This is a genomic window from Soonwooa sp. (genome assembly GCF_030151385.1).
Taxonomy (GTDB): Bacteria; Bacteroidota; Bacteroidia; order Flavobacteriales; family Weeksellaceae; genus Soonwooa.
Genome location: NZ_JASLDS010000042.1, coordinates 26,071 through 52,569 on the forward strand (window position 1 = coordinate 26,071; position 26,499 = coordinate 52,569).

Consider the following 26,499-nt stretch of genomic DNA (forward strand, 5'->3'; position numbering starts at 1 on the left):
AAAAATTGACATAGACAAGTTCAAGTTTTATAATTGTTTTTGCAGAATTTGATTTAAATAGAATTTACTTAAATAAAAAAGGAGACCGCTCTTACGAGACAGCCTCCAAAACAATTACTTTTAAAGAAAATACTATTTTTTGATAACTTTTTGAGAGTCTACATTTCCATTAACATCAATAGTTTTCACAATATACATACCAGTTGGAAGATTACTAAGATTAAGCTCCACTTTAGACTGACTAGCCTCTTTTTGTACTACTTTCGCACCTGCAACATTATAGATTTCAATACTTCTAATTGCAATTGGTGAACTAATTGTCAAAGTATTAACAAATGGCACTGGATACAACTTTGTCTTTTCTTGCTTTGTTGTATTTTGTGTACCTAACACCGAACAATCCGTCAATAGCTTATACACCATTTCGTTGTCAAGTTTTACCCACATCAAACCTAGATATCCAATATAAGTCGGCGAACCTACAAATGCATAGACATCATTTGTTGTCGTAAATCCAGTGTAATCTGAAGCGACCTCCAGCCAATACTTAGGCGATTGTGCACCATCTAGAAGTAACGATTGATTAAATTTGACATTAACTTTCCATCTTGTATAAACTAAATCGACAGTAGGATCTGGCAAAAATTCTTCCAACTTTTCTCTAGTCGATGTCATCGCTATTTTTTCTGATATAATATCGCCAGGCTCTTGTGTTTCGGCATTATGTTTTCTAAGGTTAAATTCTAACATTCTTGGATTGTTAACCTCAGCTACTGTACTAGCCTCCCATAAATCTAATACAATACCATTAACACCTAGATTTTCATTTGGATTAACCTCCACATCAATAGCAGCAGTCATCATATCTGGAATGAATGGCCCCATTTCGGATGTCATCATATTATCTGTAGGATCATCAGTAGAAACAACAACCTGTGTACACATATCTTGTCTACAATCAGCTTCTAATTGATACACCAATTCATTACGATCGGCAATCTGCCAAGAACCTGTTACATTGTTCTTAACAGTGATGTTTTCGCCAATTTTCAGACTTGGATTAACTTCAACATAGGCAGCATCGCTAAGAAGTTTTAACCATTTTTTTGCACCCAAAGCCCCGTCGGTAAGAATAGGTTTGTCAAATTTAATTTTGTAGGTATATATATTCTTTCCATCTTGGGTAAAGGCAAGTGTTTTGCTTTCGATAGTTCCCTGTATGTTTGACAACACCGTACCCGGCAGTCCGTTGGAATTAGTATTTAATTCTTCAAAATTAATAAAGGTCGCATCCGCCATATTAACTGTAATGCCCTTTATAGTTGAAAACTTACCTACGAACATTGGAATATCAATTGCCAATTCCTGCGCCTTGGCACCACCATTTTCCATAGTGAAAAAACCGCTCATGTTTGGCACTCCAACATTACAAGCATCTCTAATAGAGTTGGTTATCAGACTTGAGGTAATCTCCTCAGAAAAAATAGAATTATCTGCAGAACAATTGCTCTCGTCAGCATGTGTATACCATCTTAACACGCCCGTAAAGTCAGATGTCCACGAAAATTGAGAAGCATCCGAAGTTCTGGCTGTTGTAGCATCTGGTCTCTTTAATGTTGAAAAGACAGTTTCTTTACCAAGTTTGAAATCATAACTTGCACCAGCTATTACAAATATATCGGTGTAAGCTCCCGTTTTTGCAGTGTTTGTAATCAATTCTGATTGTCCATTATTTTTAGGAACAAACATCGCAGTTAGATTTGCACCATTTACCGCAGTATCACAACCTTGAGGTGTAAAAATATTAACGCTATAGTCTTCTACCTGTCCATAGGTATTTCCTAAATTACAACCATCGGTAGCATATACAATCGGGACAAGAGTTGTTTGTCTTTTCATAACTCTCATCCTTGTAGATCCAGGAATTGCATTGCCAGGAATTGTAATATTCGCAACTAATTCTTTCCCATCATTTCCATTAGAGTTGCGTATATAGCCAAGTTCAAAACGTTCTTTTTTCCCTTCTTCATCTTTATAATCAACTGGCCCCAAAATCCCATCTTGGTTAAAGTCGATATACACTGTAAAACTCGCATAATAGTCACCTTCTGTGTTGGCTTGTAATTTAATCTGATAGGTGCGATACTGTCCAACATTGGTACTCAGGTTAGTAAAATCTTCGTAGCCAACATTGGTACTAGAAGCAGTACGATTATTAATTGCGCCAAAAGATACCAGTGTCAAAGCTTCGGGATCACTAACATTGGGGATACAGTAACTAGCTGTTTTTTTCGATTTTGAAATTGGCTTTACTTTTAGTGGCGTTTTTTCAGCAAACATAAAAGCTGATAAAACAACCAACATCATCATAAAATATTTTTTCATAATATTAGAGGAAATTAGTTTTTGATAATTTTCTTAGTTACAACTTCAGCTTTCGTGTAGAATTTGACTACAAAGACTCCTTTTGGCAAATTAGATGTATCAACACTTCTTTTTTGCTGTGAAGCGTCTAATAATTGTGTTGAAACAAGACGACCAGACGTATCGAAAATTTCTGCTTTTGTAACCTCATCTTTTGCCATAATGTAAACAACATCTTTAGTTGGATTAGGGAAAATACTTAGAGCATTACTTGTATTTTCAATAGTTCCAAGAGTTTTACAAGCAGGTGGCAGGTCAAAAGCTTCTGTACCATCCATTCGAGAATCAGACGTCCCTTGTATTGCGCTAAAACCCAATCCTCTCTTGGCGAAAGCTTCCCAAATCATACACTTGTTATCACCATTAAACATCGCCTGATCAGCTTGCAAAATTGCATCACGACCTTCAACAAAACCAGGATTAGGAACCTGAAGTTTTTGACCTTGTAAGACAAGATCCAAAGCCATATTGTTACCACCTTGGTTAGATTTATGATCAGGATTGAAGCCATACTTGTTAACAAACTTCCAATGCATTTCCCACAACATAACTGCCCATAAGTAACCTGTTGGATGTTGCAAATTTGGACCAGGTCCAATCACTTTAAGATAATCGTAAGTATCAGGGTTAACACTCATATCAGTCGTATAGGGTCTTGGACGCAAACCTCCTCCTCCGAAAGCATAACTTCCCATGTTGATTAAATCGGTATCAACTTGACTTGCTTGTTGTGTAAGATTAAGCGCAACATAATCGCTCCAACCTTCATTCATACCTTCTTCACCATTCATTGCGCTATTTGTAATTCTACCAGAAACTGCATGCGTGTATTCATGCAAAATTACTTGGCTATCAAATCCACTGTCTCTTTTTGTAATCGCATAAGTTGTAGACGGAACCGTCACATCAGAAGCTGTATTATTTAGTAGAGATTGTTTTAATTTTGCTCCAATATTTTGTTCAATCCCAACTATTGGAAAATTCAAATTACTGTTATCACCATCGCCTTCAGCAGACAAAAGACCAGTAAATGCAGTGCTAGAATTATTAATAATCATAATAGCTTTGGGATGATATGGCGCAACTTTATGTATTTTATCTGAAAAATTACAAGTTCCTCTATTTACCAAAACGACTTTATCTTGCAATTGACTTCCGTTGACAGGTTCTTCACAAGCATCATGGCTATCTACACCCGAAGCATCATCAACCAAAATCATATCTCCTGTAACACGAGGATCCACGCCATATTTGTAAGCTTTATTGTTGCCGACTATACCAGGATAGATTCCTTTATCATCACCTGTATTAACGTCTATGACACCTGCACCTTCTTTTAAAGTTTCAAAAGTAAAAAAGCAAGTAATCGGATCTCTAAATATACCCGAACTGTAAATCATAAATGCGTTATTAACTGTTCTCGTCTTGCCAAGGCCAGCAACAGTAATGCCCGTTGTAAGTCTTCCCTCACCACTATTAGCCTGAAAACTGCCCGCCTTCGGATTAAAGCCATGATAATACATAATATCATGAATCGAATTAATGGAATAAAACATTTGTGTCGTTGACGCATCGTGATAAGCCACTGGATTATAATCGGTAGAAGAACCTGGATTAGGAAAATCAAATATGAGGTTCTCACCACCATAGGCCTCTTCCTTTAGATACAGAACTCCTAAGCCAGCTAAGAGTCCTCCACTATCAATAATTAGATCACTTGCCGCACCACTTAGATCCGAGCTAACACGTGCATTATTGCCGACTGTATGGTATTTTGTTAGAGGCGTTTCCGCGTTAGGATCTCTTGGAACATTTATTAACTTGTGCCAACCTTCTTTGGAAGCATTCGGATCTGCAACATTTGACATCATTGTAAAAGCATGTTGCGACGGGCTTTGAAAGTTAGCAGGAATAACATTATAAGTACCTGATGTTGCGTCTGCTTTTTTCGACTTGCTGAATTCATCATAAATCCAATCAAAGTCTTTTGAATCATTTTTAAAAACAGATTTACTGGTCGCATGGCTATCCACAAAACATTCATTAACGACAGGCGTTTTTGTTAATAATTGCCCAGAATTAGCATCAATAACCACTTCATACATTGGCAAAAGATCCTTCTCATTAGAAGCTGTTCGAAAAGATGCCAACATCACCCAAGCCAGTTTCAGACCTTTATCCGTTTGATAATAGTTAAGCATCTGATTTTTATCAGAATACAAAACACTACTATCTAAAGCATTAGAATCCTTTAATTGTTGAGGCTTATCTTCCAAATCATGAAGAAGAACAAGCTTTTTAGAATTTTTTGAAGCAAATTTTTGGATTGCTTCTTCAGCTGTTAGACTTGCTTTGGTCGTTTGCGGTGCTTCTATTCTGAAGTTATTATTAAAAGTTAAAACCTTTCTGTCCTTAACCTGAAAGGTTCCATAACTTTGATATACAGGAATACCATTTACGGTTTGCTGAATCTTAACATAATCTGCAACATTGTCACCAATCGTATTTTCGTTAATGACTTTGTACTCAAGATTTGAAAAATTGGCGACACTTGCCTTATTAGCACTTGTATCATTCTTCAAATAACGATCTACAACTTCCAAGGAAGTCTGAGCTTGGATACTACCTGCTGTCAAGGCCAAAAGTAGAATGTAATTTCTTTTCATATTAATCTAATAATTACTTTTTCTAAAATTAATATTAATTGAAAATGAAAAAATGCATCAAAAACCGAGTTAAATATTTGTGGACACTTTATATACACATACAAAATATCTAAAAACCATAAAATCAACCAATTAATACGTAGAATACACACACAAAATATATACACTGTGTATGCTATGTATATAAATTTAACATGAAAAATATTAATATATCAGCACAAAACTACATTAATATTTGTTAATTTGTGACAAATATCAAACATTTAGCAATTACACTATCAATTTGACAACAAACACAACTTCTACTAGAATGAAATCTAATTTATTTTTAAGAACATTAGCAATACTACTTTTATGCCTTTGGAGTTCGGCAAAAGCAAGCACTGTTGAAGAAGATGAGTTAATTGTAAAAACTAGGATATTAATTGTTGATGAAAAATATGCAGAGGCTGAGAAAATCTTAACAAACGCACTTGATGAACAAATCACTGACAATGACTTTAAGGTCAAAATATATTCTAATCTTGTAATGCTCTACGTGATTAGCAATAATTTTGACAAGGCTTTTTACTACGGAAATTTATTGAAAAATCTAGCAGACAACAGTAAAGACAAGTTAGATGATGCCTACTCTAATTATTGTTTTGCCAGAATATATCTTGCCAATAAGTTTCCTGAAAAAACAATTTATTTTGCCAATGTAGCTTTAAAAATTTTAGAAAAATACCCCGCCGAAAACTATTTAAAATCCGAATTATATAGGATTATTTCTAGGTCTTATGTTATGCAAGGAGAAAACATCGAATCTTATAGAGATTATATTTTGAAGCAAATTTATTACATTGACAAAACCAATTTAGACTTGGACAAAAACATCTCCTATACAGATGCTGTGGTAATGTATTCTTCAATTTATCAAAATAGTAAAAACCCCGCGGATATAGAAAAAGCTTTTGAATATGCTGAAAAGTCTTTAAATCTAGTTAATGCCAAGGACACAAAATACCAATCAAATCAAGCAAAAGCAAACGCTTACAATAACTTTGCATCACTCATTGGATCTTTTCCTTACAGAGATTACTCTAAGGAACAAAGACACAACATCGCGAAGAATTACCTCGATCAAGCGATGGCGATTGCCAGTGCTAAAAAATTTAGATCCACGGAAATTGTCTGCTATACAACCTACGCAGAATTGTGCTCTGACAATCCTTGTAAAATTGATAACCTTGAAAAAGCTTACAATCTATCTATCGAAGAGAATCCAAAAAAAACTGATAATATCAAACTCTATATTATTAACACATTAAAAGAACTTTACACCGAAAATAAAAACTATGAAAAAGCTTTAAAATATAGCGAAGAAAGCTTGAATCTAACCAACATTTCCAACGATAACCTTAATAACAATCGAAAAAAGCTTGTTGACGCCTATAGCGACCTCGAACAAAAGAAACTCCAAATTAACCAACTGACAACTACCAACAAAACGAATAATATCCAAAAATTCCTTTTCCTTGGAATGTTGATTTTCGCTTTAGTAGGTTTAGTTTTTATGTTTTATACTTTTAGATACAGACAAAAGCTGAGCAAGCAAAACACAAATATTTTACAAGCCGAAATCAAGGAATCGGAACTTATATTGAGACTCGAAAAAGAAGAAAAAAGCCGTCTAAAAGCCGAACAAGACTTATTATCATTACAACAAGAACAATTACAAAAGCAGGCTTTAGCTGTTTCAATACAATTAAACCATAAAAACAGCTTCATCAAAGAGCTAAAAGAGCAACTAAAAAACACAGATGTCAACATTGACAAAATCCTACGTAGTGAACGTATTACCGAAAACGACTTTACCGAGATTAAAGACGTTCTGCAAGAAGTACATCCCAACTTTTTCAAAAAGCTAAATAGTATTTCTAAAACCAAACTTTCTAACCTCGACCAAAAATATGCGGCATACATCTACATCAATATGGATAATCAGAAAATATCGAATCTACTAAATGTCGATCCACACACAGTTCGTGTAACCAAATACCGATTGAAACAAAAACTTGGTTTAGACAAGACACAAGATTTGCAATTGTTTTTACAAAATTTGATTTAGAAAATAAAGATTTAAAGAAACCTAAAATTTTGGGGTAAATTGAGAAATATAGACTTTGCAAATTTCCTGTACTGCTCTTTCCCGTTGTGATGTAAAATAGAAGCCCTACCAATGATACATTGAGATGTCATTTAGTTTTTATGCTTGCCTCTCAAGAATGTAAATTAAAATCCAATAAAATAATCGAGTACTTAGTGAATTTCCATTTTTCAATCCCGCTTCACAAACGAAAACTAATCTCCTATACTACTCTCAGAAAGGCATCAAAAGGTGGTAGTTATTATCGAACTCCCAGCAATCACAGAAAATATCTTTTTACCTCAGTAAAAAAAATACAAACATTGCTTGTTAAATCGACGCCCAAATTAATGAGTACTTATTTTTAATAATTCGGTATAAGGATTACCTTCTAGACCGAGCAGTAAAGCAAATGCAGGTTCAGTTTTGTAGCCTTGTTTTTTAAGTGTAATGATTTGTTGTCGAAATGCTTCACCATACTTTTTTAGTAGATAATCTTCTATAAGCATGTGTTTGTAAGCCGCTTGCTGTATTGAAGGAACTGCTTGTCCGAAGATTTCAATCTCAAAATCATCAATAAAAAAATTGGCGACAATGGCAGGAAGTTCTCTATCATTTAAATGACGAATGCTAAAATCTTTTTCAGCTTGAAAAGCATCTTCTACAGTTCTTACAAAATCCTTTTGATCTTCCACATAGCAAATAATATCAAGATCACTATTCTGAATATCAATAGCAATAGGAATTGTCCCAACTATCGATTATAGATAAGTTTTGATTTACCCGCTCAACAGCTTCATAAAAGCTTACGACTTTTTCTTGCAGGTTTCCTTTTTCATCTTCATATATCGCAACATGATGATTATTTCCAGTACTTACAAAATCTACGGCAATTCTTTTTCCTTGTTCATCTAAAACCTCTTTCCCCAAATGGTCTTTTTTGTAATGTAGAGCTTCAGCATTACTTATTCCCGTAATTGTCACTGTTTTTACAGTAATACCTTTTGATTTATTAAGCCAAATTGGATTCTTTTCTAAATCAGAGAAAGCTTCTTTAGCATTTCCATTATACTCTTTCAATCGTTGAGTGAGTTTCTCTCGGATTCCTATATCAGTTACTTTGTCAATATTCTTAAAATCTTTGAAATTATCTGAATTAACTGCTTTTCTAATGGTATAACCTACTTCGTACCAAGCTAAGACAACACTTTCTGGAACTTGTTCTGTCTTGTCAGAATTGAGATAGATTGGAGATTTTGTAATTGCATTTTTCCCCGAAAAAGCTTTTTTAACATCTCCTCCATTTTCTTGCAATCGTTCTAACAAAGCCGTTCTATACTTTTTATTTTGTACCTTATTGATAGTTTCAATATCAAACTTAGCGGAGATTTTCTCTTCTTTTGTTTTCAGAAACTTTGCACTTCCATAGATGGTTTCCTTGTGTAATTGTCCTCTCGGCGTCAATTCGGTTTTTGAAATTACACCTCCTTTTTTCTTTATTTTGTTGATGTTCTTAGTAACAACTTTATTCTTTGCTTTGTGAGAAATCAATATTTCTTCAAGATGTATTTTTGCTTCTTTTCTAAAGTTCTTCAGAGGTTCAATAAAAATCCTTTCTTTTTTACCATTGCTTTTCTCGATTACTTTTGTTATCAAATTTTCAATATTTGAAATGATTTTATGCTGCTTATGGCTTTCGTCTTTTCTTGCATTTAGATAATTAAGATACTGAATATGATTATGTGTTGTAAAAGCAACCGTAAGTGCGTCCATTGCATGATGACGATGGTCGTTTCTTTTTGTCCAATCTACAATACGTTCTTTCTCTTCACCTTTTGAGTTTTTAATGATTTCTGTTAATCCTAATTTTTTATATTTATCAAGATTTAATTCCTTCATAGTGTTCACAAGATTCCATTCTTCTCTTAGTTTATCTGTAATTTGCCCAGATGTAGAGACTACAGAATTGGTAATTCCAAAAAGAATTTCTTTGGCTTTCTTGGCAATATATTGTGTATCTCGTAAATCTCTTTCGATAAAACCATCTCCAATATCAGCAGCTTTTTTCTGTAATTTTTCAAATTTGGCCTTAGAAATCTCCTTTTTATCGTAAAGTACATTAATGACGTTTAAGAATTTTTCTAACTGATTTTTTCCTTCATTTTCCAAATAATCGTAAGCCGTTTGATTTCCTTTTTTCAAATTAGCACCTCTCGGAACAAGAACTTTGTTCGAAAAACTATCATCAAAAAAACGCGATTGGGGGACAATATGGTCTATATCATACTTATCCGTGAACAATTCTTCTTTCTTTATCTGATTATCGGTGTACAAATCTTTATAACCATTGTTTGCTAATTCCAAATACAATTTATAACGAATAATATCATTTCGTGATGGTGATTTTATTCCAAATTCATTTTGTAAAACAGATGCATATTTTTGATGAAGAAGAGTTGCTTTATTAATTTCTGATGTCATATCAGCACGTTCCGCAGCATTTTTTTTCAGTTCACGAGCTAATTCTATTCGGATTTCATCAGGTTTTCCGTATTCTTTAGTCACTTCATTTACAAGATTAATCATTTGATTCAGAATCTTTTCTACGACAGGATTTCGAAGTGAATTTTTAGGAAGAATATCCAATTGCTCTTTCAAAACTCTATTTGCTAAATCTTCTTTAGTTAAAGAGTTTTTAGAATGATTATATCCTGCATAAGCGCAAGCCTCACTGTATTTGTGCTCTTTGATGTACGGATAGATTCTTCGCATAGCTTTAGAACTCAAACTTCCATAATCTGGAATAAAACCAATTTCTGCCAACAACTGCGAATGCTCCTTTTTGAAGCCATATTTATCGTGTAAAAGTCTGTACAACGTATCATTTCCAGATGGAGAATCATCACCTTCGTAAGAATACAACAAATGCCAAAGTTGATAAGAGTCTTGTTTTTCGAAATCTTGTCCATCGAGTTGAGCATCAAAATCTAAGATTGTGGTTCTAATTCCAAGTTCTTCAAAGCCTTTCTTTACAAACTCTTTAATCGCAAAAGCGGAGGAAGAAACTTTGGAAACTTTGATATCGTCATCTGCGCTTAATTTAAACTCTTTTGGAAAGTCAAAGCCTTCATTAGCTAAAATCTTTAAGTAAACATCATAAAAGCTTTCGTTTGTTTTATTACCTTCAATATTTTTGAATTTCGATTTCCATTCTTTCCCAGAATATCCAATTAAATCTAAAATCTCTTTTGGAGAAAGATTTCCTTTGATATTTACTTCATTGAAAAGTTCTTCTTTCATTTTTAAATCCAAAGGAAGTTCTTCCTTGGTTTCAATATTTTGAAAGCTTACATTGTTAAGAACCTGCCATATTTTGAACTCTTGAAATAACGGTGACGAGCGTGGTGCAACCTTAGAACCTACGGTTTTCTTTTTTGTTTTTCCATTTTCAGTAACTTCTATTTCACGATTTTCGAATTCGCAAATGCTAATTAATCCTTTCTGTGACCTCAATTTTCTTTGGTAAAAAATAACAATATCACGGATTTCTTCCTTTAAAGCTTTCGTTAATATTGGATGAAACTTAGCTTGAGTTTCCCAAACTCTTTCAAACTCATCCAAATAATCTTGACGGTAAAATACCTGGTTTTTAAGCTTGGTGTGGGGATTTGCTTTTAATTGGTTGTATAAATATTCCCCAACAGTCTGATTATTGAAATATAACTCTTTACTTCTGTCACTGATTGCTCCAAGATAACCGCTGGAATTATTGAGCTTGCTATTGATTTCTTGAAAAACAACAGCAAGCTCTTCTCTATCTAATTGGTTTTTAACCGCTTTCGCTCTCCATTGGTATTTCTCAATTTTCTTCTCTTGTTGAGTCCCAATTTGTTTAACTCCCACTAATGAAAAGGGAATTTCTAAAACTTTCCAAGTTGCATTTCTATTTTTTCCTTGTAACTCTTTATAAAGTTCATTAGTCAAAATTTCTGGGTAGAACTGCTGTTGAAACTTCCATATACTATCAAACTCTGATTGTAAATCGGAACGATAATAATCTGGCAATTGTTTTTTACCTTCTTGCAAAAGTTGATAGGAATATTCTCCTGGTGTTATTTTTTCCTCATAAAGCATCTTAGCAACAGACATTCCATCAATTATCTGTCCTTCATCTTCATTTTTAGCCTTTCGGCTACTTCTATAACCACGCTTCTTGTTGAGTAAAAGCAATACTCGAGCAAACTCGGAAAGTTCTATTTTACCGTTTGCTGACTTCGCACGTAACTGCTGTGTTTGAAAAGTAGAGTTTTTTCCTATTTCAGTAAGTAAATCTCCTTCTTTCAGGATAGAACTTTTCTTTAAAACATCAATTAGGTTTTCTCTCCGTTGCTTGTATCGTTGCAAATTTCTACGAGCACTTCTTGCAAGAGTTCTTCCCGCATTTGTTGTGATAGGTTTTCCTTTTTCAAAGTTTAATTGCTCATCAACAGTGAGTGGATTTACACGTACTCCAAGTTTTATGATTTTATTATTATCAGAGTTCTTATCATCTTCTTGTACCAAAGCCCAGCCAATAGATGAAACTCCCAAATCCAATCCAAGTATATTTTTAGTCATAGTTTTTTTTCTTTTTTAAATCTCCTAAAGATAAATACAAAGTTTTTATAAAAATTACGGTTTTCCATAATGAGCGATAAACAAAAATATTTATCTTTGTACCGAAAGCAATTCACAATAAGGATTATTCCGTTGTGAAAACATTTAGCGCCTCGCCTACCTGCGGGGTATTTTTATTTCCAAATGTTAGCCACCTTGAATCTTCGATTTCATGAATAGTAGACAAAATTGCGAACTAAAACATTCAAAGCGGGGCAACTCGCCTTTTTTTTTTCGCAAAAAAAATCCACCATAAGAGGTGGATTTCAATATTTAGTTTCTTTAATTTATTTTAAAATCAAAAAGTTCCTGCGGATGCACATTTAATCCTTTAGCTAACTCTTGAACTGTAGAGATTCTGAGATCTACTTCGCCTTTTTCTATTTTGCTTATATTGCTATGATCCACATCACACTTTTGAGCTAACTCTCTATAACTCAAATTGAGTTTTTTTCTAAACATCTCAACTCTTTTACCAAAAGCTATTCTAAATTCCAATTTATCCATTACGGTTGACTTTGAATAGACAAAATGATAAGATTCTAATAATTTTTTGTAGTCGAATTAACCTACATTGAAAAAATTATTATATATTTGCTAAATAAGTTACAATAAAGTTAACTTTGCAATACTTCAACAATAATAATCGAAGCTATTGCTTAGATTCTCGACTAGAAAACTGGCACTTTTCACAAAGCAACGGGATGATAAGTAAATTAGCTCACGACCGCGGCGTGGGCTCACTTATCGTTGCTTGGTATGCCAGTACCACTAGTCGGTAAGTTGAGTTCCACGCCCTTTTTATGGGTGCCGGTAAGGATGGGTGTTTTAGAGGAGTTGAGAATTCAGCCTAGGATCAAAGCAGTTTCTTCAAGTAATAATAAGTTTAAAACACACGACTTATGAAAAGAACAAACGCCTTATCTCGCAAACCAACCGATCTTCAGCTGTACGAGCTGCTAAAAAAGGGAGACCCCATTTCCATTAAGCACATCGATGCCCGCTACAGAAGACTTCTCTTCTGGATAGGAAAACAAAAATTAGAGGATGATTTTATCGTCGAAAGCCTTGTCCAAGATGTCTACCTCAAACTATGGCTAAATAGAGATTCTATCGAATCGCCCTTTCATATGCTATGCTTCCTACGCTTTGTCTTGAAAAGAGAATGCATAGGCTACTATAGAGCGCCTAAAAACAAATTCGCACGCCTACAATATTCCATCGAGAGTTTTGAAAACTACCAAGATTACCTTATAGGCTATGATCCGGCACACGATAAAGAAAACTTGCAAAATCAAGAAACCGAACAAGAAAGATTCGACGAAGTAAAGAAAGTACTTGTTCTCTTAGCTCCAAAAAGAAGGCGCCTTATAGAACTTTGCTTAGAATATGGCTTCCAATACAAAGCCATCGCCACAGCTATGGGAAGCAGCGTGACAAGCATAAGCAATGAAGTCACCAAAGCCATCAACGATTTGCAGAAAATAATTAAAGGAAGTTCCAATAACCAAGTTCAAAAAAAAACCGCCACCACTGCAGAACATTCAAAAAAGCTAACAGACCAACAAACAGAAATCATGAAAAGAAGAATGGAGCAAAAAGCATCATTTGCAACAATCGCCAAAGAACTCATCGACCTCTAAACTTTTAGCGTAAAGTAAATTTTTATAATGAGCGTTAAAAAAGTTTACTGTTTGAGTAAGCGATGGATAATAGCGTGGGAACAAGTTTTAAAGTTTTTAGCGAATAATAAAAATTTATAGCATAAAAGTTTAAAGTCTTGATCTTTTGTAACTTTTGTATCAAGACAAATCGACGAAGGAGATTCGCTGATTCCTATAAAATAATAAAAAATACAGAAGCAAAAGTTAGAGAAACAACTTAGCGAAGCGGTTCGCCGATTCTTTAAAAATAATAAATAAGGACATGAAGCAATTTTTCGTTCTTTTTCATCAAGGAAAAAGAACAAAGAACAAATAAAATATTGAGGGTACTTGTATACCCGCAAGGTGAGGTAAAGAACACTCACTAAATACGAAAAACCGTATATACAACGCATGAGTCCTCTTTTTCATCAAGAAAAATCGACAAAAGAGATTCGCTGATTTATGCTAAAAACCAAAAAATGAAAATCAGATAATTTAAACACCAAACAGATATGGAAAAATCAACCCAAATACGAACCCGCAAGATCCAATTACTCATAGACCTTCCCGCTGAGGAAAAAAAAGCAGTTTGGGAAAAACTCTACCGCTATCAAAACTGTTGCTTCAGAGCCGCTAACCTCATTATTTCCAATTTGTATGTTCAAGAAATGATCAAAGACTTCTTCTACCTCACCGAAGAAATCCAATACAAACTAGTGGATGCTAAAAAAGACGAATCTGGAATACTCACTTGGTCACGATCCTATACTACGGCACGAATGGTCTTCGACCGCTTCAAAGGAGAGGTGCCAACCACAATCTTGTCAACATTGAACAATGCCATTCAATCTAATTTTTCTAAATCAAAAAGTGAATATTGGCAAGGCATAAGATCTTTGGAAAATTTCAAAAAAAACATGCCAATTCCTTTTCCTCCAGATTATGTTACCAAAGGGAGATATGATGCGGAAAAGAAAGCCTTTTGCTTTAACATAATGGCTATTCCATTCAAAACATACTTAGGAAAAGACTTTACTGATAAGCGACTCATCTTAGAACGTTTCATTAAGGGAGAAATAAAACTATACACCTCTAGAATCCAACAAAAAGACGGCAAAATATTTTGGTTGGCGGTATTCGAATTTGAGAAAGACCAGCACCACCTAAAGCCCGAAATCATCGCCGAAGCCACCTTATCATTAGAACATCCCATTGTCGTAAAAGCCAATAATAGACGCTTGAACATTGGCTCAAAAGAAGAATTCTTACACCGCAGATTGGCGATACAGGCAAGTCAAAAAAGAATTCAAGACAGCATCACTTATGCCCGTTCAGGAAAGGGCGTTAAAAGAAAACGAAAAGCACTTTACAACATTGAAGATCGAGAAGGCCGTTATGTCAGCAACCGTCTTCATGTTTATAGTAAGCAACTCATCGACTTTTGCATCGAGCAGCAGGCTGGAACCTTGGTGCTCACCAACCAGGAAGACAAGATAGGCATCGCAAAAGAACAAGAGTTCGTCCTCCGCAACTGGAGCTACTATGAACTACAAACCAAAATAAAATACAAAGCCGAAAAAGCCGGCATCGAACTCCTCATTGGCTAAAAACAAAAATTAACGCAACAGAATAGAGGCTAGACTTGAGACCAACAGACACGAGACTAAAAGACATTGATTTATTGTAAAATGTACTATGTAAAATGTATGATGTACTTTAAAGCTATAAACTAGGCTTGAAACCAACCCACATGAGACATTAAACCAGAAACCTGAAACTCTAGAACGACCTAACAACTGTTAAACATTGAAGTTTGAATGGTCTTATTAACAAATAAGAAGTTGAAAAATACCACTATAAAACCCGACCTAGAAATTATTTTCGTTAAGAAAAAACATTAAAAAGACAATGCATTCTACTGCATACTCATTCATCGACCTCTATAAAAAAGCCGTTAAGCGAAAAACTTTGTAGAACGTTAAAACAAAATACTGTTTGAAGCGAAGCAAAACCTAGTGTAACGGTTCGACGACTCAAAAAAAATAATAGATAAAAATGGAGTCAATTTTATTTTGTTTAGTTCGCAAAAGTTTTGAGTAGGCATTTTTTATAAAGTCTTGATCTTTTGTAACTTTTGTATCAAGACAAAAGTTAGAGAAACGACTTAGCGAAGCGGTTCGCCGATTCCTTTAAAAATTATAAATAAGGACATGAGGCAATTTTTCGTTCTTTTTCATCAAGGAAAAAGAACAAGAGATACAAATAAGCGACGAAGATTCGCTGATTCCTCTAAAAAAATAAAAAATACAGAAGCAAAAGTTAAGTTATAAAATAAAAACTCTCGATACACGGCTCAGCGCCATACTCAAACTGACGAACCGTAAAAATGACCTAGGAATAATTTTCATCAAGAAAAGACACTAAAAAGACAACATGTTCAACTGAGCACGCTTCCATCGACATCTATAAAAAAGCCGTTAAGCGAAAAACTTTGTAGAACGTTAAAACAAAATACTGTTTGAAGCGAAGCAAGTTTTATTTTGTTTAGTTCGCAAAAGTTTGAGTAGGCATTTTTTATAAAGTCTTGATCTTTTGTAACTTTTGCATCAAGGCAAAAGCTAGAGAAACAACTTAGCGAAGCGGTTCGCCGATTCCTTAAAAAAAATAAAAAATGCAGAAGCAAAAGTTAAACTAAAGAATAAGAGAACCTCTCGATACACCGCTTATCAGCCACACTCAAGCTGACGCCATTACAATATTGAATACACTTTCATCAACACTTAAAAAAAGCCCCTTCAAGTATAACAACAGTATGGATAAGGCATAGATAAAGTATGAATAAAGTATGAAAACCTAAGACTTAATTCCTAATCGCGCAAAGAAAAGCCTTATAACAATGCTCAGAAACATAACGATTACCACTGTTAGCAACCAATAAAACATACTCGAATTAACATAACTAATCCAGGATGTATCAATAAAAAACTTAGATTCTTGAGGATTATTCTTGCTGTAAAAAACTTCGTAATCACCTTTCTTGATCTGCTTTTTACCCCAATTTTCTAAGGACAGCTGTCTCTGTTCTTGGCTTTTAAAATCGAACATAAAACCATCACGCTCCTCTACCCTTTCATTTTTTTTGTAATAACTCTTAGAATTTACAGAATAGCTATAGTTAACTGCAACATAGGGATGCGCACTTTTACCTCCTACAATACCAGTTGCCAGGCTATCTACAGTGACTTGGCTGGCTTGCATGCTAGGATTCCAAAGTCGGTAATCGTAAATTTTGAGTCTTGGCGAAAAAGACAGTATGCCAATAACAATCATGTAACTGAAGCCTAAAACTAAAGTATAACGCCACCAGTCTGTCCAATTGAATTTTAGATAACCTCCAAATACAAAGATTGTTAATAAAACAGCAATCACTGCTGCATATACCAAATTGCTAATAGGCAAAATAAACAATACTATTCCCCAGATAACGATCATAGGTATTATCCAAATTATCAACATCTGTCCCGCAACCGGAAAATTCTTTATTCCACTCATAAGTCTAAGATAGGTTATTCATTTCTTTTGATGGGCTCTAAATCTTTTAATTCTTCTGGCGTAAAAAGTCGGTAATGAACTTTGAAAGTTTTGCCCAAAGGTGTTTCCAAAGAAAATCCACCCGGACCAAAACCGTCGAGGACATCCAAAGTAAAATGTGAATACTGCCAATACTCGAATAGGTCGCGGTCAATCCAAAATTCGTAGTCTTTGATGTGCCCAATAAGAACATCATTCATTCTAGGGAAAAAGCCGCCTTTCTCAAAGCATTGCGGTTGCGTACCTTCGCAGCAACCTCCTGCTTGATAAAACATCAACGGTCCGTGTTGCGCCTCCAAAGTATTGATAACTTCCATAGCTTTATCTGTTACATCTAATCTCGATATCATCTTTTTAATTTATTTAAAGTTAAATATTATTCTGAAAACAAAAAACCTGACTCTAGTAAAGTCAGGTTAAAAAACACAAATTATTAGACAAATTAAGTTTTAAATTAATACCTATTGAAAAATCAAATTCTTCCTCTTCTTTGTCCGTCTATATCTTTTGTTACCTCATCCGCGTGAGGGCGGAGCACATTGTCGGAGCTCGTTAATCTTGAAGCCAACTTCAATTTCTTTCAGCGACCAAAGTCACAAGGATTAGAATGATGCTTTGGCACACTCAATATCCTTGCTGAAAAGATTAACAGCGACTGTGCGTAGACCGACACTTGGTTGCTTTGACTAAAAAAACACACCAATCACAACTTATTATACTTTATCTAAAGTATGGCAACCAAGTGACACGCCCACAAAAATTGATTTCTAGAAGAAACCTAATTTGTTTTTGTTATATGAGATTAACATATTTTTTGTCTGACGATAGTGGTCTAACATCATTTTGTGGTTTTCGCGTCCGATACCAGACTGCTTGTAACCTCCAAATGGTGCACCTGCTGGATAAGAATGGTATTGGTTAACCCATACTCTACCTGCTTGGATAGCTCTAGGAACTGTATACAGCTGATGTGCATCTCTCGTCCAAACACCTGCTCCCAAACCATAAATCGTATCATTTGCGATAGCAATAGCTTCTGCTTCGTCCTTGAAAGTTGTTACCGCCAACACTGGTCCAAAAATCTCTTCTTGGAAGATTCTCATCTTGTTGTTGCCTTTGAAAAGCGTTGGTTGGATATAGTAGCCATCTTCAATATCACCACCCAAATGGTTAACATCGCCACCAGTTAATACTTCTGCGCCTTCTTCTTTACCCAACTTAATATAAGATACTATTTTATCTTTCTGAATCTTCGAAGCCTGCGCACCCATCATCACCGTCGGATCTAGTGGATTACCAACTTTGATCGCGTTAACTCTTTCAATAACTTTTGCGATAAAGGCATCATAAATATCTTCCTGAATCAACAATCTAGATGGACACGTACAGATCTCGCCTTGGTTAAGGGCAAATAATACTGCACCTTCAATGGCTTTGTCTAGGAACTCATCATCATGGTCCATCACCGAACTAAAGAATACGTTTGGCGATTTACCTCCCAATTCTAAAGTTACGGGAATAATATTTTCGGTTGCATATTGCATTACCAATCTACCAGTCGCTGTAGAACCTGTAAAGGCTGCTTTGGCAACTTTTGGATTGGTTACTAATGGACGACCTAGCTCTGCCCCAAAACCATTAACAATGTTAATAACACCTGCAGGAATCAAATCGCCAATAAGCTCCATAAGAACCATAATAGAAATCGGCGTGCTTTCTGCTGGTTTTAGAACCACGCAGTTACCAGCTGCTAATGCTGGTGCAAGCTTCCAAACCGCCATTAGAATTGGAAAATTCCAAGGGATAATTTGTGCAATAACCCCAAGTGGTTCGTTAACGATTAATGACACTGTATCTTTGTCCAACTCGTTGTGAGAACCTTCTTCTGCACGGATAACACCTGCAAAATATCTAAAGTGGTCAATTGCCAAAGGAATATCTGCCGCAAGGGTTTCACGAACCGCTTTTCCGTTATCCACAGTTTCCACAGAAGCGATGTATTGGAGGTTTTCCTCCATACGATCTGCGATTTTATTCAAAATAATGCTACGTTCTGTAGCCGATGTATTTTTCCAAGTTTCAAAAGCTTTAGAAGCTGTATCAACAGCAAGCTCCAAATCTTCTTTTGTAGAATGAGCCGCTTGGGTAAAGACTTTACCATCAATCGGTGATACAACATCAAAATATTTTCCTAAAACTGGTGCAACAAATTTGCCTCCGATGTAGTTATCATACTTTGCCTTTAATTCTGGTCTTTGTATTGCGTTTATACTCATAATATCTATTGTTTTTAAATTATTTTTAAATGAGATTCACCAATAAGTTAATATTAATCTATAAGATTTTTGTTTTTATTGATGAATCGAAATTAGCTTACTCCATTTCAAAAAAATAGCAGAATCCTACATATTTATAGTAAAATCCTCTTTCTGTTGTCAACTTTATATTTTCGTTAACAAAACATTAGAAGTTTGTTAAAAAATATTTTCTTATTTTTAAGCAATTAGCTTTTTAAAGAAGGACATTATGGCGCTAGGCAAATCATATATTCAGCAACCCGCATTATTAAAGGAAAATCAACTCGGAAGTATTGTAGAAAATAGAACTTCGTACACTTTAAAAAATTGTGAGTTTAATATATATGAGACGCATAGCAATGCTTTTGATGTTAAATTACATTTTAACGATGTTGCTTTTACCGCAATGCTGCGTGGTAAAAAAAGGCTAAAATTGGATGGCAAAACCGACTACTTCGAATATCTTCCTGGCGAGAGCGTTTTGGTTGCACCTGGCGAAACAATGGTCATCGACTTTCCCGAAGCGGACGATGCGCCATCACAATGTTTGTCGCTAAGCCTTAATTCTGAATTCATTGAGAATACGCTTAACCATCTTAACCTTAATGAAGCCAAAGTTGACGAAAGCAGTTCTTGGAAGCTTCAAAATCAGGAATACTATCTTTTTAATACCGCATCGTTAACATCTGCGACCAACAACATCATGCGAATCGCGATGGACGATAACACGCATAAAGATTTGATGGCAGATTTTGCACTGAAAGAACTCCTGATCCGCCTGATGCAAACGCAAGCAAGCACAATGATTCAGTCTCAGCTTTCGAAGAATCAGTCACGTTTGGGATTTGTTGTGGATTATATCAAAAAGAATCTCCACCAAAAACTGAACATCGACCAAATGGCAAAAATGGCTTATGTCAGCAAGTCGAACTTCTTCAAAATGTTTAAAGAAGAATTGGGGATTTCGCCCAATGATTTTATTCTTAAAGAGCGTATTAACCTTGCAAAAGACCTATTAAAAGGACAAAGCAGCATTAAAGAAGTCGCTTTCCAAACGGGTTTTACAGATACCAATTATTTCACAAGAGTTTTTAAACAATATGCTGGCACGACACCAAAATCTTTCCAGAACAACATTTTTGATTTGAGTTGATTTTTTCTTTTTTAAAACAGAGAAAGAGTACTAACATCCTGAAAATCTCGACTACATGCATCAAATTGCTTTAATTTTAAAATTAAATAAGCAATAAAGCATTGTTCAAGTTTTGAGATTTATTCTTATTTTCATTGCTATTAAACACAAGAATGAAAAAAACTATTTTGCTAATCTCAGTTGGAGGAATTATTTTCTTTTTCTTACTTGTGTCAATCATCAATTATTTTGATTCTAAAAAAAGTTTTAAAGAAGCCAATACCCGTCAATATTTAACGGAGATAAAAAAGCAAAACAACTGGACGATTACACGGATAAGCAAAAATAGTTGTGCTTCCCTAGATGAAGATAACACAAAGCCTAATAATTTAGCGCCTGTTTGTTACGATAGTATTACAAAAATTTTCTACGCAGAAACCACCAATCTTAACACACAGTTTGGCGCAAGGATTCCTCGTGAAAATCGAACTTGGATACACTTCACAACGGACGGAAAAATCACCGATTCGGCAAAGTTGGACGAAAAGAATCATCTCATCGGCAAACCTCTCCATACTTTAAATTTGAATGAAAATAAAAATTCTGAATCTAAATTCTACATTTCTAAATACCTCAAATTAAAAGATAACTGGAATCGTGTCAATCCGTTCTACGCTTGGGGAAATCCAAATGGAAATGGTATACAAGTTTTATCGGACGGTATTGCTTTTGTGAATCTAGTGCTAAAAAAAGATACTCTAAAATTCAAAGTCAATGCTAGACAAGATGAATTGAGCACCAGCTCTCAAATTTGGCTTTATGCATCCGACATTACAAAGCTTGAAAATAATGATTTTATTCTCGTAGAAATACTAGGAGATAATGATGAGAATGGATTGTATTTGATTCATCAACAGTTTTAAGAAAGGATAAAAACGCAAGCTTTTGAAGAAAAACGATGCATTCGGTAATGAGAATACAGAAGTATGCTATCAAAAAAGTAGTTTTAAAGCTTACTTACTTTTTTTAGCAAAAAGAAATTTCTTATCCGAAAAATTGTAAAGTGGAACTGTTAAACCTACATTCAGGGTATTTATGGGAAAGTCATCGACTTTATTTAGTCGCATCGAGTAACCAACAAACAATCGAAATGCACTTCCTCCCAATGCAAAGTATGGCATCAATCGAGGTTGAACATTTTTAAAATCAGTATAAAGCAAAAAATCACTACCCAAACAAAGCCCACTTCCAGCAAAAGCAAAACCCAACTTTGGAGCCACATAAAAATGCGAACTATTAAAAATTAACTCCGTACCAAAATTATAATTGTATGACGCAGGATGACGTTGTCTGCCATCATCAAATCTCACCTTCGAATAAGCGAACTCAATATGATGCAATGTTGCAGACTTCACAGCATCACTTGCTTCAAACGAAGCTTGGTAACCAAAAAGCAACACATCATTCTTTGCAAGATTATTTTGACCAAAAACGACAATGCCAGTTGTCATCAAAACTAAGGAGCTTAACTTTCTCATACTTGCTGTGACTTAAGATAATGTTCCAAAATTTCTTGTCCACTTCGGATAGAATTGACGGTCCAGCGGATTTTAGTTTCTAAAAGCTTATCTCCTGTTAATTTGTAATCAATATCAGATTTTATCAATTTTTGTTTGAGGTCGTACATACAAATTGCAGCCGCAACCGATACATTAAAACTTTGTGTAAATCCAAACATTGGAATAGCCAAGGTTTCATCTGCAAAATCCAAAAGCTCGTCTGTTGTACCTTCCCATTCGGTTCCGAAAACCAAAGCCAAAGGCTCGTTGGGTTGATAATCTGGAAGCATCGTCGCATTACGTTCTGGCGATACTGCAACAATCTTGTAACCACGATCACGAACTTTCTGTAATGAAGCAATCTCGCGCGGCATTTTTTCGACATCTACCCAAGTATCAGCGCCTTTTGTCACACGAAGATTGGGATCGAAAACATTCTCTTTTTCTAAAGCAACAACTTTGTGAAATCCGCAAGCTTCAACAGAACGAAGTATTGCCGCAGCATTTCGAAACTGATAGACGTCTTCTACAACTGGCAAAATAAAATCGGAGCTTTCTGGTGCGAAATGTTCAATCTTGCGTAATCGCTCTTCTGTTAAAAATTGTTTGAGATAGTCGTAGGTTGCTTCTAAATTCATGCTGCAAAAGTAGCGTTTTTTTTAATTTTAAAACAGAACACATCAATTCATAAATAGGATAAATAGGAAACAAAACAATCTCGATTTTTAAAACAAAAAAAGCGAAACCTTTCGATTTCGCTTTTAATATGGATAGTTAAGATTATTTCTTATTTTTTCCTTGTTGCTTTTGCTGCTCTTGTGCTTGTTCCATCATCTCTCTCATTCGTTTTTGGAAACGACCTTCAGGTTTTGGCGCTTTTTGTTTGTTCTCTTGGATCTGAGCATGAATTTTCTTTTCATCCAAAATCACATATTTAATCACCAAAATAATAATGATGTTAATCGCGTTTGACACAAAATAATACCAAGAAAGACCAGAGGCAGAAGTATTCAAGAAGAACAAGAATGTTACTGGGAAGATATACATCATCACCTTCATATTCGGCATTCCTTCTTGTTGCGGTTGTTGCATATTACCTGCTGTCATCATCGTATAGATCAAAATAACAACTGTACACGCCAACGCAAAAATACTTAAGTGATCACCTAAAAATGGTATCTTGAAAGGTAATTTAATTAAATCATCATAAGCGGTTAAATCTTCAGCAAACCAGAAACTCTTACCTCTAAGGTCCAACATATTCGGGAAGAAACGGAACAAGGCATAGAATAACGGCACCTGCACCAAGGCTGGAAGACATCCTGCCAATTGGTTGACGCCAGCTTTCCTGTAGACTGCCATCGTCTCTTGTTGCTTCTTCATTGGGTCCGCATCTTTGTACTTTTTGTTAACCTCATCAATCTCTGGACGAATCACCTTCATCATGGCACTCAACTTATGTTGCTTGTACATTACAGGCGAAAGAACAAGTTTAACAATAATCGTCATGATGAAAATTGCCCAACCTGCTGCAATTCCCCAAGATGAAATCAAGTTATACATCGGGATGAAAACATGTCTGTTAAGCGATCCAATGAATGACCATCCTAATGGAAGAATCTCGTCAAAGTTTTTGTTATAAGATTTTAATAAAGGTAAATCCAACGGCAAGAAATACCATGTGAAATCTTGGTTAAACTCGCCACCGTTAAAGGCAACTTGTCCATCATAGTTGAATTTTTTAAGATATTCTCCTGTTTCGATATTTTCTTGGAAACCTTTAGATTGTGTGAAACCATGTTGCGCTTCGATAACCGCTGCGAAGAATTGCTGCTTTACACCAATCCAGTTAAGCGTTTCTTTGGACTCGTCCATGTCAGAACGCGCATCATAATCGTAAGATTTATAATTGTTAAATCCGTAAGTAAACTCTGTATGCGTTTGCTCTTGAGAACGACCTTTTTCGGATTCTCTAACATTGTAATTCCACTTGAAAGTCGCTTTGTTGTCCGAAGTCAAATTCGCTAAACCTTGCGTTCTTACTTTAAAATCTAAAGTATATTTTGGACTTAATGTATAGATAAACTGAATAGTAGCACCACTAAGTTGACTTGTCAAAGTCACAGTATTTCCAGCTACAGTAGGCGTAAACACCAAATCTTTTGTGTTTACAATTTTGCCAGCTTTATCTTTAAACTCAAAACCATATTCAGCATTTTTGTTGCTAAAAAGGTAAAGTGGTTTGTTTTTATTTTTTCCGTCGTAAGCATTAAACTTGTTAAGTCTTACAGAGCTAACTTCACCACCAAGGCTAGAAAATTCTAAGCTAAGTTCATCATTTTTAAGATTAACTGTTTGTATGGCATTCGGCGTAACATTGGTGTTAAGCTCAGTTGCTGGAGTAGCTTTGGCTGCCGTTGTTTGTTCAGTTTTGGCTTTCTTTGCGATATCCTCTTGTTCTGTTGCGGCTTGTCTATTTTGGAAATAGAGCATAAAACCTATCAAAAGTAGAGATAGTACACCGAAGCTAATTAACTGATTTTTGTCCAGTCCGTTGTTCTGTTGCATTCGTAATAATTTGAAAATTCTGAATTCGAAATTCTAAAACTTCTAGCTCTTTTTAATTAAATTTTAAGAGGACAAAAATAAGATTTATTTTTCAGATAACTACTTTTAGCTGACTAATCTTTATCATCCTGATAATAAGACGAATGACCTAAAAAAATACTTTAGGTCATTCGATAATTTTATTTCTTTTTCTTGCTTGCTGCCGTTATCAAAGCTTTGAACAAAGGATGCGGTGTTGCGACCGTCGACTTATATTCTGGATGATATTGGACACCAACATAGAAAGGATGCTCTTTTAACTCGATGGTTTCGGCAAGTCCCGTTTCAGGATTTTGACCAGAAATCATCATCTCTTTATCCTCGAATTCTTTTTTGTAATCAGAATTGAATTCATAACGATGTCTATGTCTTTCCGAAATTGTTTTGGCACCGTAGATTTCTGCTAATCTAGAATTTGGTTTCAGTGCACATTTCCAAGCACCAAGACGCATTGTCCCTCCTTTATCAACAACATTTTTCTGTTCTTCCATAATCGAAATAACAGGATCTGGCGTTGCTGTGTCAAATTCTGTACTGTTAGCTTTTGCATGTCCTAGGACGTTACGAGCAAATTCAACAGTCATAATTTGCATTCCCAAACAAATACCTAAAGTTGGAATATTGTTAACACGTGCATATTCTGCTGCTAAGATTTTTCCTTCGATACCGCGATCGCCAAAACCTGGAGCGATCAACATACCGTCGATATCTTTAAAAGCTTCTTGCAAATTATCTTCTGTCAAATCGCCACTGTAGACCCATTTAACATTAACATCAGTTTCCAAATCTGCGCCAGCGTGGATAAAGGCTTCTGCAATAGATTTGTAAGAATCCTGAAGCGACACATACTTCCCTACCAAAGCGATATTAACATTGCGTTTTGGATTTTTATATTTTTTAAGGAAAGTTTTCCAATCTTTAAGATCGGCTTCTTTATTATAAGGTAAATTTAATTCTTTAAGAACAACCTCATCGAAGTTTTGCTTTTGCAAATCTACAGGCACTTCATAAATCGTGTCCATATCTTTACATTCGATAACGTTTTCTAAAGCCACATTACAGAACTGCGCCAACTTTGCACGTAAGTCTTTCGGGATTTTGTGCTCTGTACGACATACCAAAACATCTGCTTGGATACCGCTTTCCATCAATTGACGAACAGAATGTTGCGACGGTTTTGTTTTTAACTCACCACTTGCAGCCAAATATGGCAACAATGTTAAATGAATCACCATCGAATTATTTTTGCCCAACTCCCACTGTAATTGTCTTACACTTTCGATGTATGGTAAAGACTCGATATCACCTACAGTTCCACCAATTTCGGTGATGATGATGTCGTAATTTTTCTTTGCTAAAATCTTAACTCGACGTTTAATCTCGTTTGTGATATGCGGAATAACTTGCACCGTTTTACCAAGAAACTCGCCGCGACGTTCTTTTTCGATAACTGTTTGATAGATTTTACCAGTTGTTACAGAGTTGTTTTGACTTGTTTGGCTATCAAGAAAACGCTCGTAGTGACCAAGGTCAAGATCGGTTTCGGCACCATCTTCGGTCACATAACATTCGCCATGTTCGTACGGATTAAGCGTTCCAGGATCTATATTAATGTAAGGATCAAGTTTTTGGATAGTAACGTTAAAACCTCTTGATTTCAACAAAAGTCCCAAAGAAGCAGAGACAATTCCTTTACCCAGTGAAGAAGTAACACCGCCTGTTACAAAGATGTACTTCGTTTCTTTTTTACTCATTAGATTAGGTTTGTGCAAAGTTAAAGCATACGGACTAGA

General features: G+C 35.1%; 17 protein-coding genes. 5 read left to right on the top strand and 12 right to left on the bottom strand.

Annotated elements, in window-relative coordinates:
- Nucleotides 1-132: 132 nt before the first annotated feature.
- Both Q1V95_RS07165 and Q1V95_RS07170 read right to left on the bottom strand, forming a co-directional pair.
- Nucleotides 133-2,385: a T9SS type A sorting domain-containing protein gene (locus Q1V95_RS07165; RefSeq protein WP_300672175.1), complete on the bottom strand. Its 2,253-nt coding sequence runs from the start codon at nucleotides 2,383-2,385 to the stop codon at nucleotides 133-135.
- Between the two features lie 14 nt (nucleotides 2,386-2,399).
- Nucleotides 2,400-5,090 carry a M36 family metallopeptidase gene (locus tag Q1V95_RS07170; RefSeq protein ID WP_300672177.1) on the bottom strand — a complete coding sequence of 897 codons (2,691 nt, stop codon included), beginning with the start codon at nucleotides 5,088-5,090 and terminating at the stop codon, nucleotides 2,400-2,402.
- Between the two features lie 310 nt (nucleotides 5,091-5,400).
- On the opposite strand from Q1V95_RS07170, the gene Q1V95_RS07175 reads away from it, so the two are divergent.
- Nucleotides 5,401-7,200, top strand: a complete 1,800-nt coding sequence (locus tag Q1V95_RS07175) for a hypothetical protein (RefSeq protein WP_300672179.1) — start codon at nucleotides 5,401-5,403, stop codon at nucleotides 7,198-7,200.
- 365 nt (nucleotides 7,201-7,565) lie between these two features.
- On the opposite strand, the gene Q1V95_RS07180 is transcribed toward Q1V95_RS07175, so the two are convergent.
- The 3 genes from Q1V95_RS07180 to Q1V95_RS07190 form a co-directional block, all read right to left on the bottom strand.
- Nucleotides 7,566-7,976 carry a DUF4269 domain-containing protein gene (locus tag Q1V95_RS07180; RefSeq protein ID WP_366143272.1) on the bottom strand — a complete coding sequence of 137 codons (411 nt, stop codon included), beginning with the start codon at nucleotides 7,974-7,976 and terminating at the stop codon, nucleotides 7,566-7,568.
- A complete protein-coding gene (cas9, locus tag Q1V95_RS07185) occupies nucleotides 7,948-11,835 on the bottom strand; it encodes a type II CRISPR RNA-guided endonuclease Cas9 (RefSeq protein WP_300672181.1) in 3,888 nt (1,295 codons plus the stop codon). The genes Q1V95_RS07180 and cas9 overlap by 29 nt, the downstream gene beginning before the upstream one ends.
- A gap of 321 nt (nucleotides 11,836-12,156) precedes the next feature.
- Nucleotides 12,157-12,381 carry a helix-turn-helix transcriptional regulator gene (locus tag Q1V95_RS07190; protein WP_300672183.1) on the bottom strand — a complete coding sequence of 75 codons (225 nt, stop codon included), beginning with the start codon at nucleotides 12,379-12,381 and terminating at the stop codon, nucleotides 12,157-12,159.
- A gap of 395 nt (nucleotides 12,382-12,776) precedes the next feature.
- Here Q1V95_RS07190 and Q1V95_RS07195 point away from each other — a divergent pair, with 395 nt between their 5' ends.
- Together Q1V95_RS07195 and Q1V95_RS07200 are read left to right on the top strand one after the other, a co-directional pair.
- A complete protein-coding gene (locus Q1V95_RS07195; protein ID WP_300672184.1) occupies nucleotides 12,777-13,517 on the top strand; it encodes an RNA polymerase sigma factor in 741 nt (246 codons plus the stop codon).
- A 515-nt stretch (nucleotides 13,518-14,032) separates the two neighbouring features.
- Nucleotides 14,033-15,127 carry a transposase gene (locus Q1V95_RS07200; RefSeq protein WP_300672186.1) on the top strand — a complete coding sequence of 365 codons (1,095 nt, stop codon included), beginning with the start codon at nucleotides 14,033-14,035 and terminating at the stop codon, nucleotides 15,125-15,127.
- A 1,246-nt stretch (nucleotides 15,128-16,373) separates the two neighbouring features.
- Here the strand turns inward: Q1V95_RS07200 and Q1V95_RS07205 are convergent.
- The 3 genes from Q1V95_RS07205 to Q1V95_RS07215 form a co-directional block, all read right to left on the bottom strand.
- Nucleotides 16,374-17,072 carry a hypothetical protein gene (locus Q1V95_RS07205; RefSeq protein ID WP_300672188.1) on the bottom strand — a complete coding sequence of 233 codons (699 nt, stop codon included), beginning with the start codon at nucleotides 17,070-17,072 and terminating at the stop codon, nucleotides 16,374-16,376.
- 14 nt (nucleotides 17,073-17,086) lie between these two features.
- Nucleotides 17,087-17,461, bottom strand: a complete 375-nt coding sequence (locus Q1V95_RS07210; protein WP_300672191.1) for a DUF779 domain-containing protein — start codon at nucleotides 17,459-17,461, stop codon at nucleotides 17,087-17,089.
- A gap of 417 nt (nucleotides 17,462-17,878) precedes the next feature.
- Nucleotides 17,879-19,387 carry an aldehyde dehydrogenase family protein gene (locus tag Q1V95_RS07215; RefSeq protein WP_300672193.1) on the bottom strand — a complete coding sequence of 503 codons (1,509 nt, stop codon included), beginning with the start codon at nucleotides 19,385-19,387 and terminating at the stop codon, nucleotides 17,879-17,881.
- Nucleotides 19,388-19,637: 250 nt separating this feature from the next.
- Between Q1V95_RS07215 and Q1V95_RS07220 the strand changes: the two genes are divergently transcribed.
- Together Q1V95_RS07220 and Q1V95_RS07225 are read left to right on the top strand one after the other, a co-directional pair.
- On the top strand, nucleotides 19,638-20,561 hold the full coding sequence (locus Q1V95_RS07220) for an AraC family transcriptional regulator (protein ID WP_300672195.1): 924 nt from the start codon (nucleotides 19,638-19,640) through the stop codon (nucleotides 20,559-20,561).
- 152 nt (nucleotides 20,562-20,713) lie between these two features.
- Complete coding sequence (locus Q1V95_RS07225) at nucleotides 20,714-21,463, top strand: hypothetical protein (RefSeq protein ID WP_300672197.1); 750 nt, start codon at nucleotides 20,714-20,716, stop codon at nucleotides 21,461-21,463.
- A gap of 90 nt (nucleotides 21,464-21,553) precedes the next feature.
- On the opposite strand, the gene Q1V95_RS07230 is transcribed toward Q1V95_RS07225, so the two are convergent.
- From Q1V95_RS07230 to Q1V95_RS07245, 4 genes are all read right to left on the bottom strand, one after another.
- Nucleotides 21,554-22,078 (bottom strand): hypothetical protein, encoded by a 525-nt coding sequence (locus tag Q1V95_RS07230; protein WP_300672198.1) that lies wholly within the window; start codon nucleotides 22,076-22,078, stop codon nucleotides 21,554-21,556.
- Nucleotides 22,075-22,737, bottom strand: a complete 663-nt coding sequence (locus Q1V95_RS07235) for an RNA methyltransferase (protein WP_300672199.1) — start codon at nucleotides 22,735-22,737, stop codon at nucleotides 22,075-22,077. Before Q1V95_RS07235 ends, Q1V95_RS07230 begins: the two co-directional genes overlap by 4 nt.
- 142 nt (nucleotides 22,738-22,879) lie before the next feature.
- Nucleotides 22,880-24,667 carry a membrane protein insertase YidC gene (gene yidC, locus Q1V95_RS07240; protein WP_300672201.1) on the bottom strand — a complete coding sequence of 596 codons (1,788 nt, stop codon included), beginning with the start codon at nucleotides 24,665-24,667 and terminating at the stop codon, nucleotides 22,880-22,882.
- Between the two features lie 179 nt (nucleotides 24,668-24,846).
- A complete protein-coding gene (locus Q1V95_RS07245; RefSeq protein WP_300672207.1) occupies nucleotides 24,847-26,460 on the bottom strand; it encodes a CTP synthase in 1,614 nt (537 codons plus the stop codon).
- Nucleotides 26,461-26,499: the final 39 nt, after the last annotated feature.

What these genes read in the sequence shown, in the direction of transcription:
- Q1V95_RS07165 (WP_300672175.1), bottom strand. Translation starts at nt 2,385, where the DNA reads ATGAAAAAATATTTTATGATGATGTTGGTTGTTTTATCAGCTTTTATG.
- Q1V95_RS07170 (WP_300672177.1), bottom strand. Translation starts at nt 5,090, where the DNA reads ATGAAAAGAAATTACATTCTACTTTTGGCCTTGACAGCAGGTAGTATC.
- Q1V95_RS07175 (WP_300672179.1), top strand. Translation starts at nt 5,401, where the DNA reads ATGAAATCTAATTTATTTTTAAGAACATTAGCAATACTACTTTTATGC.
- cas9 (WP_300672181.1), bottom strand. Translation starts at nt 11,835, where the DNA reads ATGACTAAAAATATACTTGGATTGGATTTGGGAGTTTCATCTATTGGC.
- Q1V95_RS07190 (WP_300672183.1), bottom strand. Translation starts at nt 12,381, where the DNA reads ATGGATAAATTGGAATTTAGAATAGCTTTTGGTAAAAGAGTTGAGATG.
- Q1V95_RS07195 (WP_300672184.1), top strand. Translation starts at nt 12,777, where the DNA reads ATGAAAAGAACAAACGCCTTATCTCGCAAACCAACCGATCTTCAGCTG.
- Q1V95_RS07200 (WP_300672186.1), top strand. Translation starts at nt 14,033, where the DNA reads ATGGAAAAATCAACCCAAATACGAACCCGCAAGATCCAATTACTCATA.
- Q1V95_RS07205 (WP_300672188.1), bottom strand. Translation starts at nt 17,072, where the DNA reads ATGAGTGGAATAAAGAATTTTCCGGTTGCGGGACAGATGTTGATAATT.
- Q1V95_RS07210 (WP_300672191.1), bottom strand. Translation starts at nt 17,461, where the DNA reads ATGATATCGAGATTAGATGTAACAGATAAAGCTATGGAAGTTATCAAT.
- Q1V95_RS07215 (WP_300672193.1), bottom strand. Translation starts at nt 19,387, where the DNA reads ATGAGTATAAACGCAATACAAAGACCAGAATTAAAGGCAAAGTATGAT.
- Q1V95_RS07220 (WP_300672195.1), top strand. Translation starts at nt 19,638, where the DNA reads ATGGCGCTAGGCAAATCATATATTCAGCAACCCGCATTATTAAAGGAA.
- Q1V95_RS07225 (WP_300672197.1), top strand. Translation starts at nt 20,714, where the DNA reads ATGAAAAAAACTATTTTGCTAATCTCAGTTGGAGGAATTATTTTCTTT.
- Q1V95_RS07230 (WP_300672198.1), bottom strand. Translation starts at nt 22,078, where the DNA reads ATGAGAAAGTTAAGCTCCTTAGTTTTGATGACAACTGGCATTGTCGTT.
- Q1V95_RS07235 (WP_300672199.1), bottom strand. Translation starts at nt 22,737, where the DNA reads ATGAATTTAGAAGCAACCTACGACTATCTCAAACAATTTTTAACAGAA.
- yidC (WP_300672201.1), bottom strand. Translation starts at nt 24,667, where the DNA reads ATGCAACAGAACAACGGACTGGACAAAAATCAGTTAATTAGCTTCGGT.
- Q1V95_RS07245 (WP_300672207.1), bottom strand. Translation starts at nt 26,460, where the DNA reads ATGAGTAAAAAAGAAACGAAGTACATCTTTGTAACAGGCGGTGTTACT.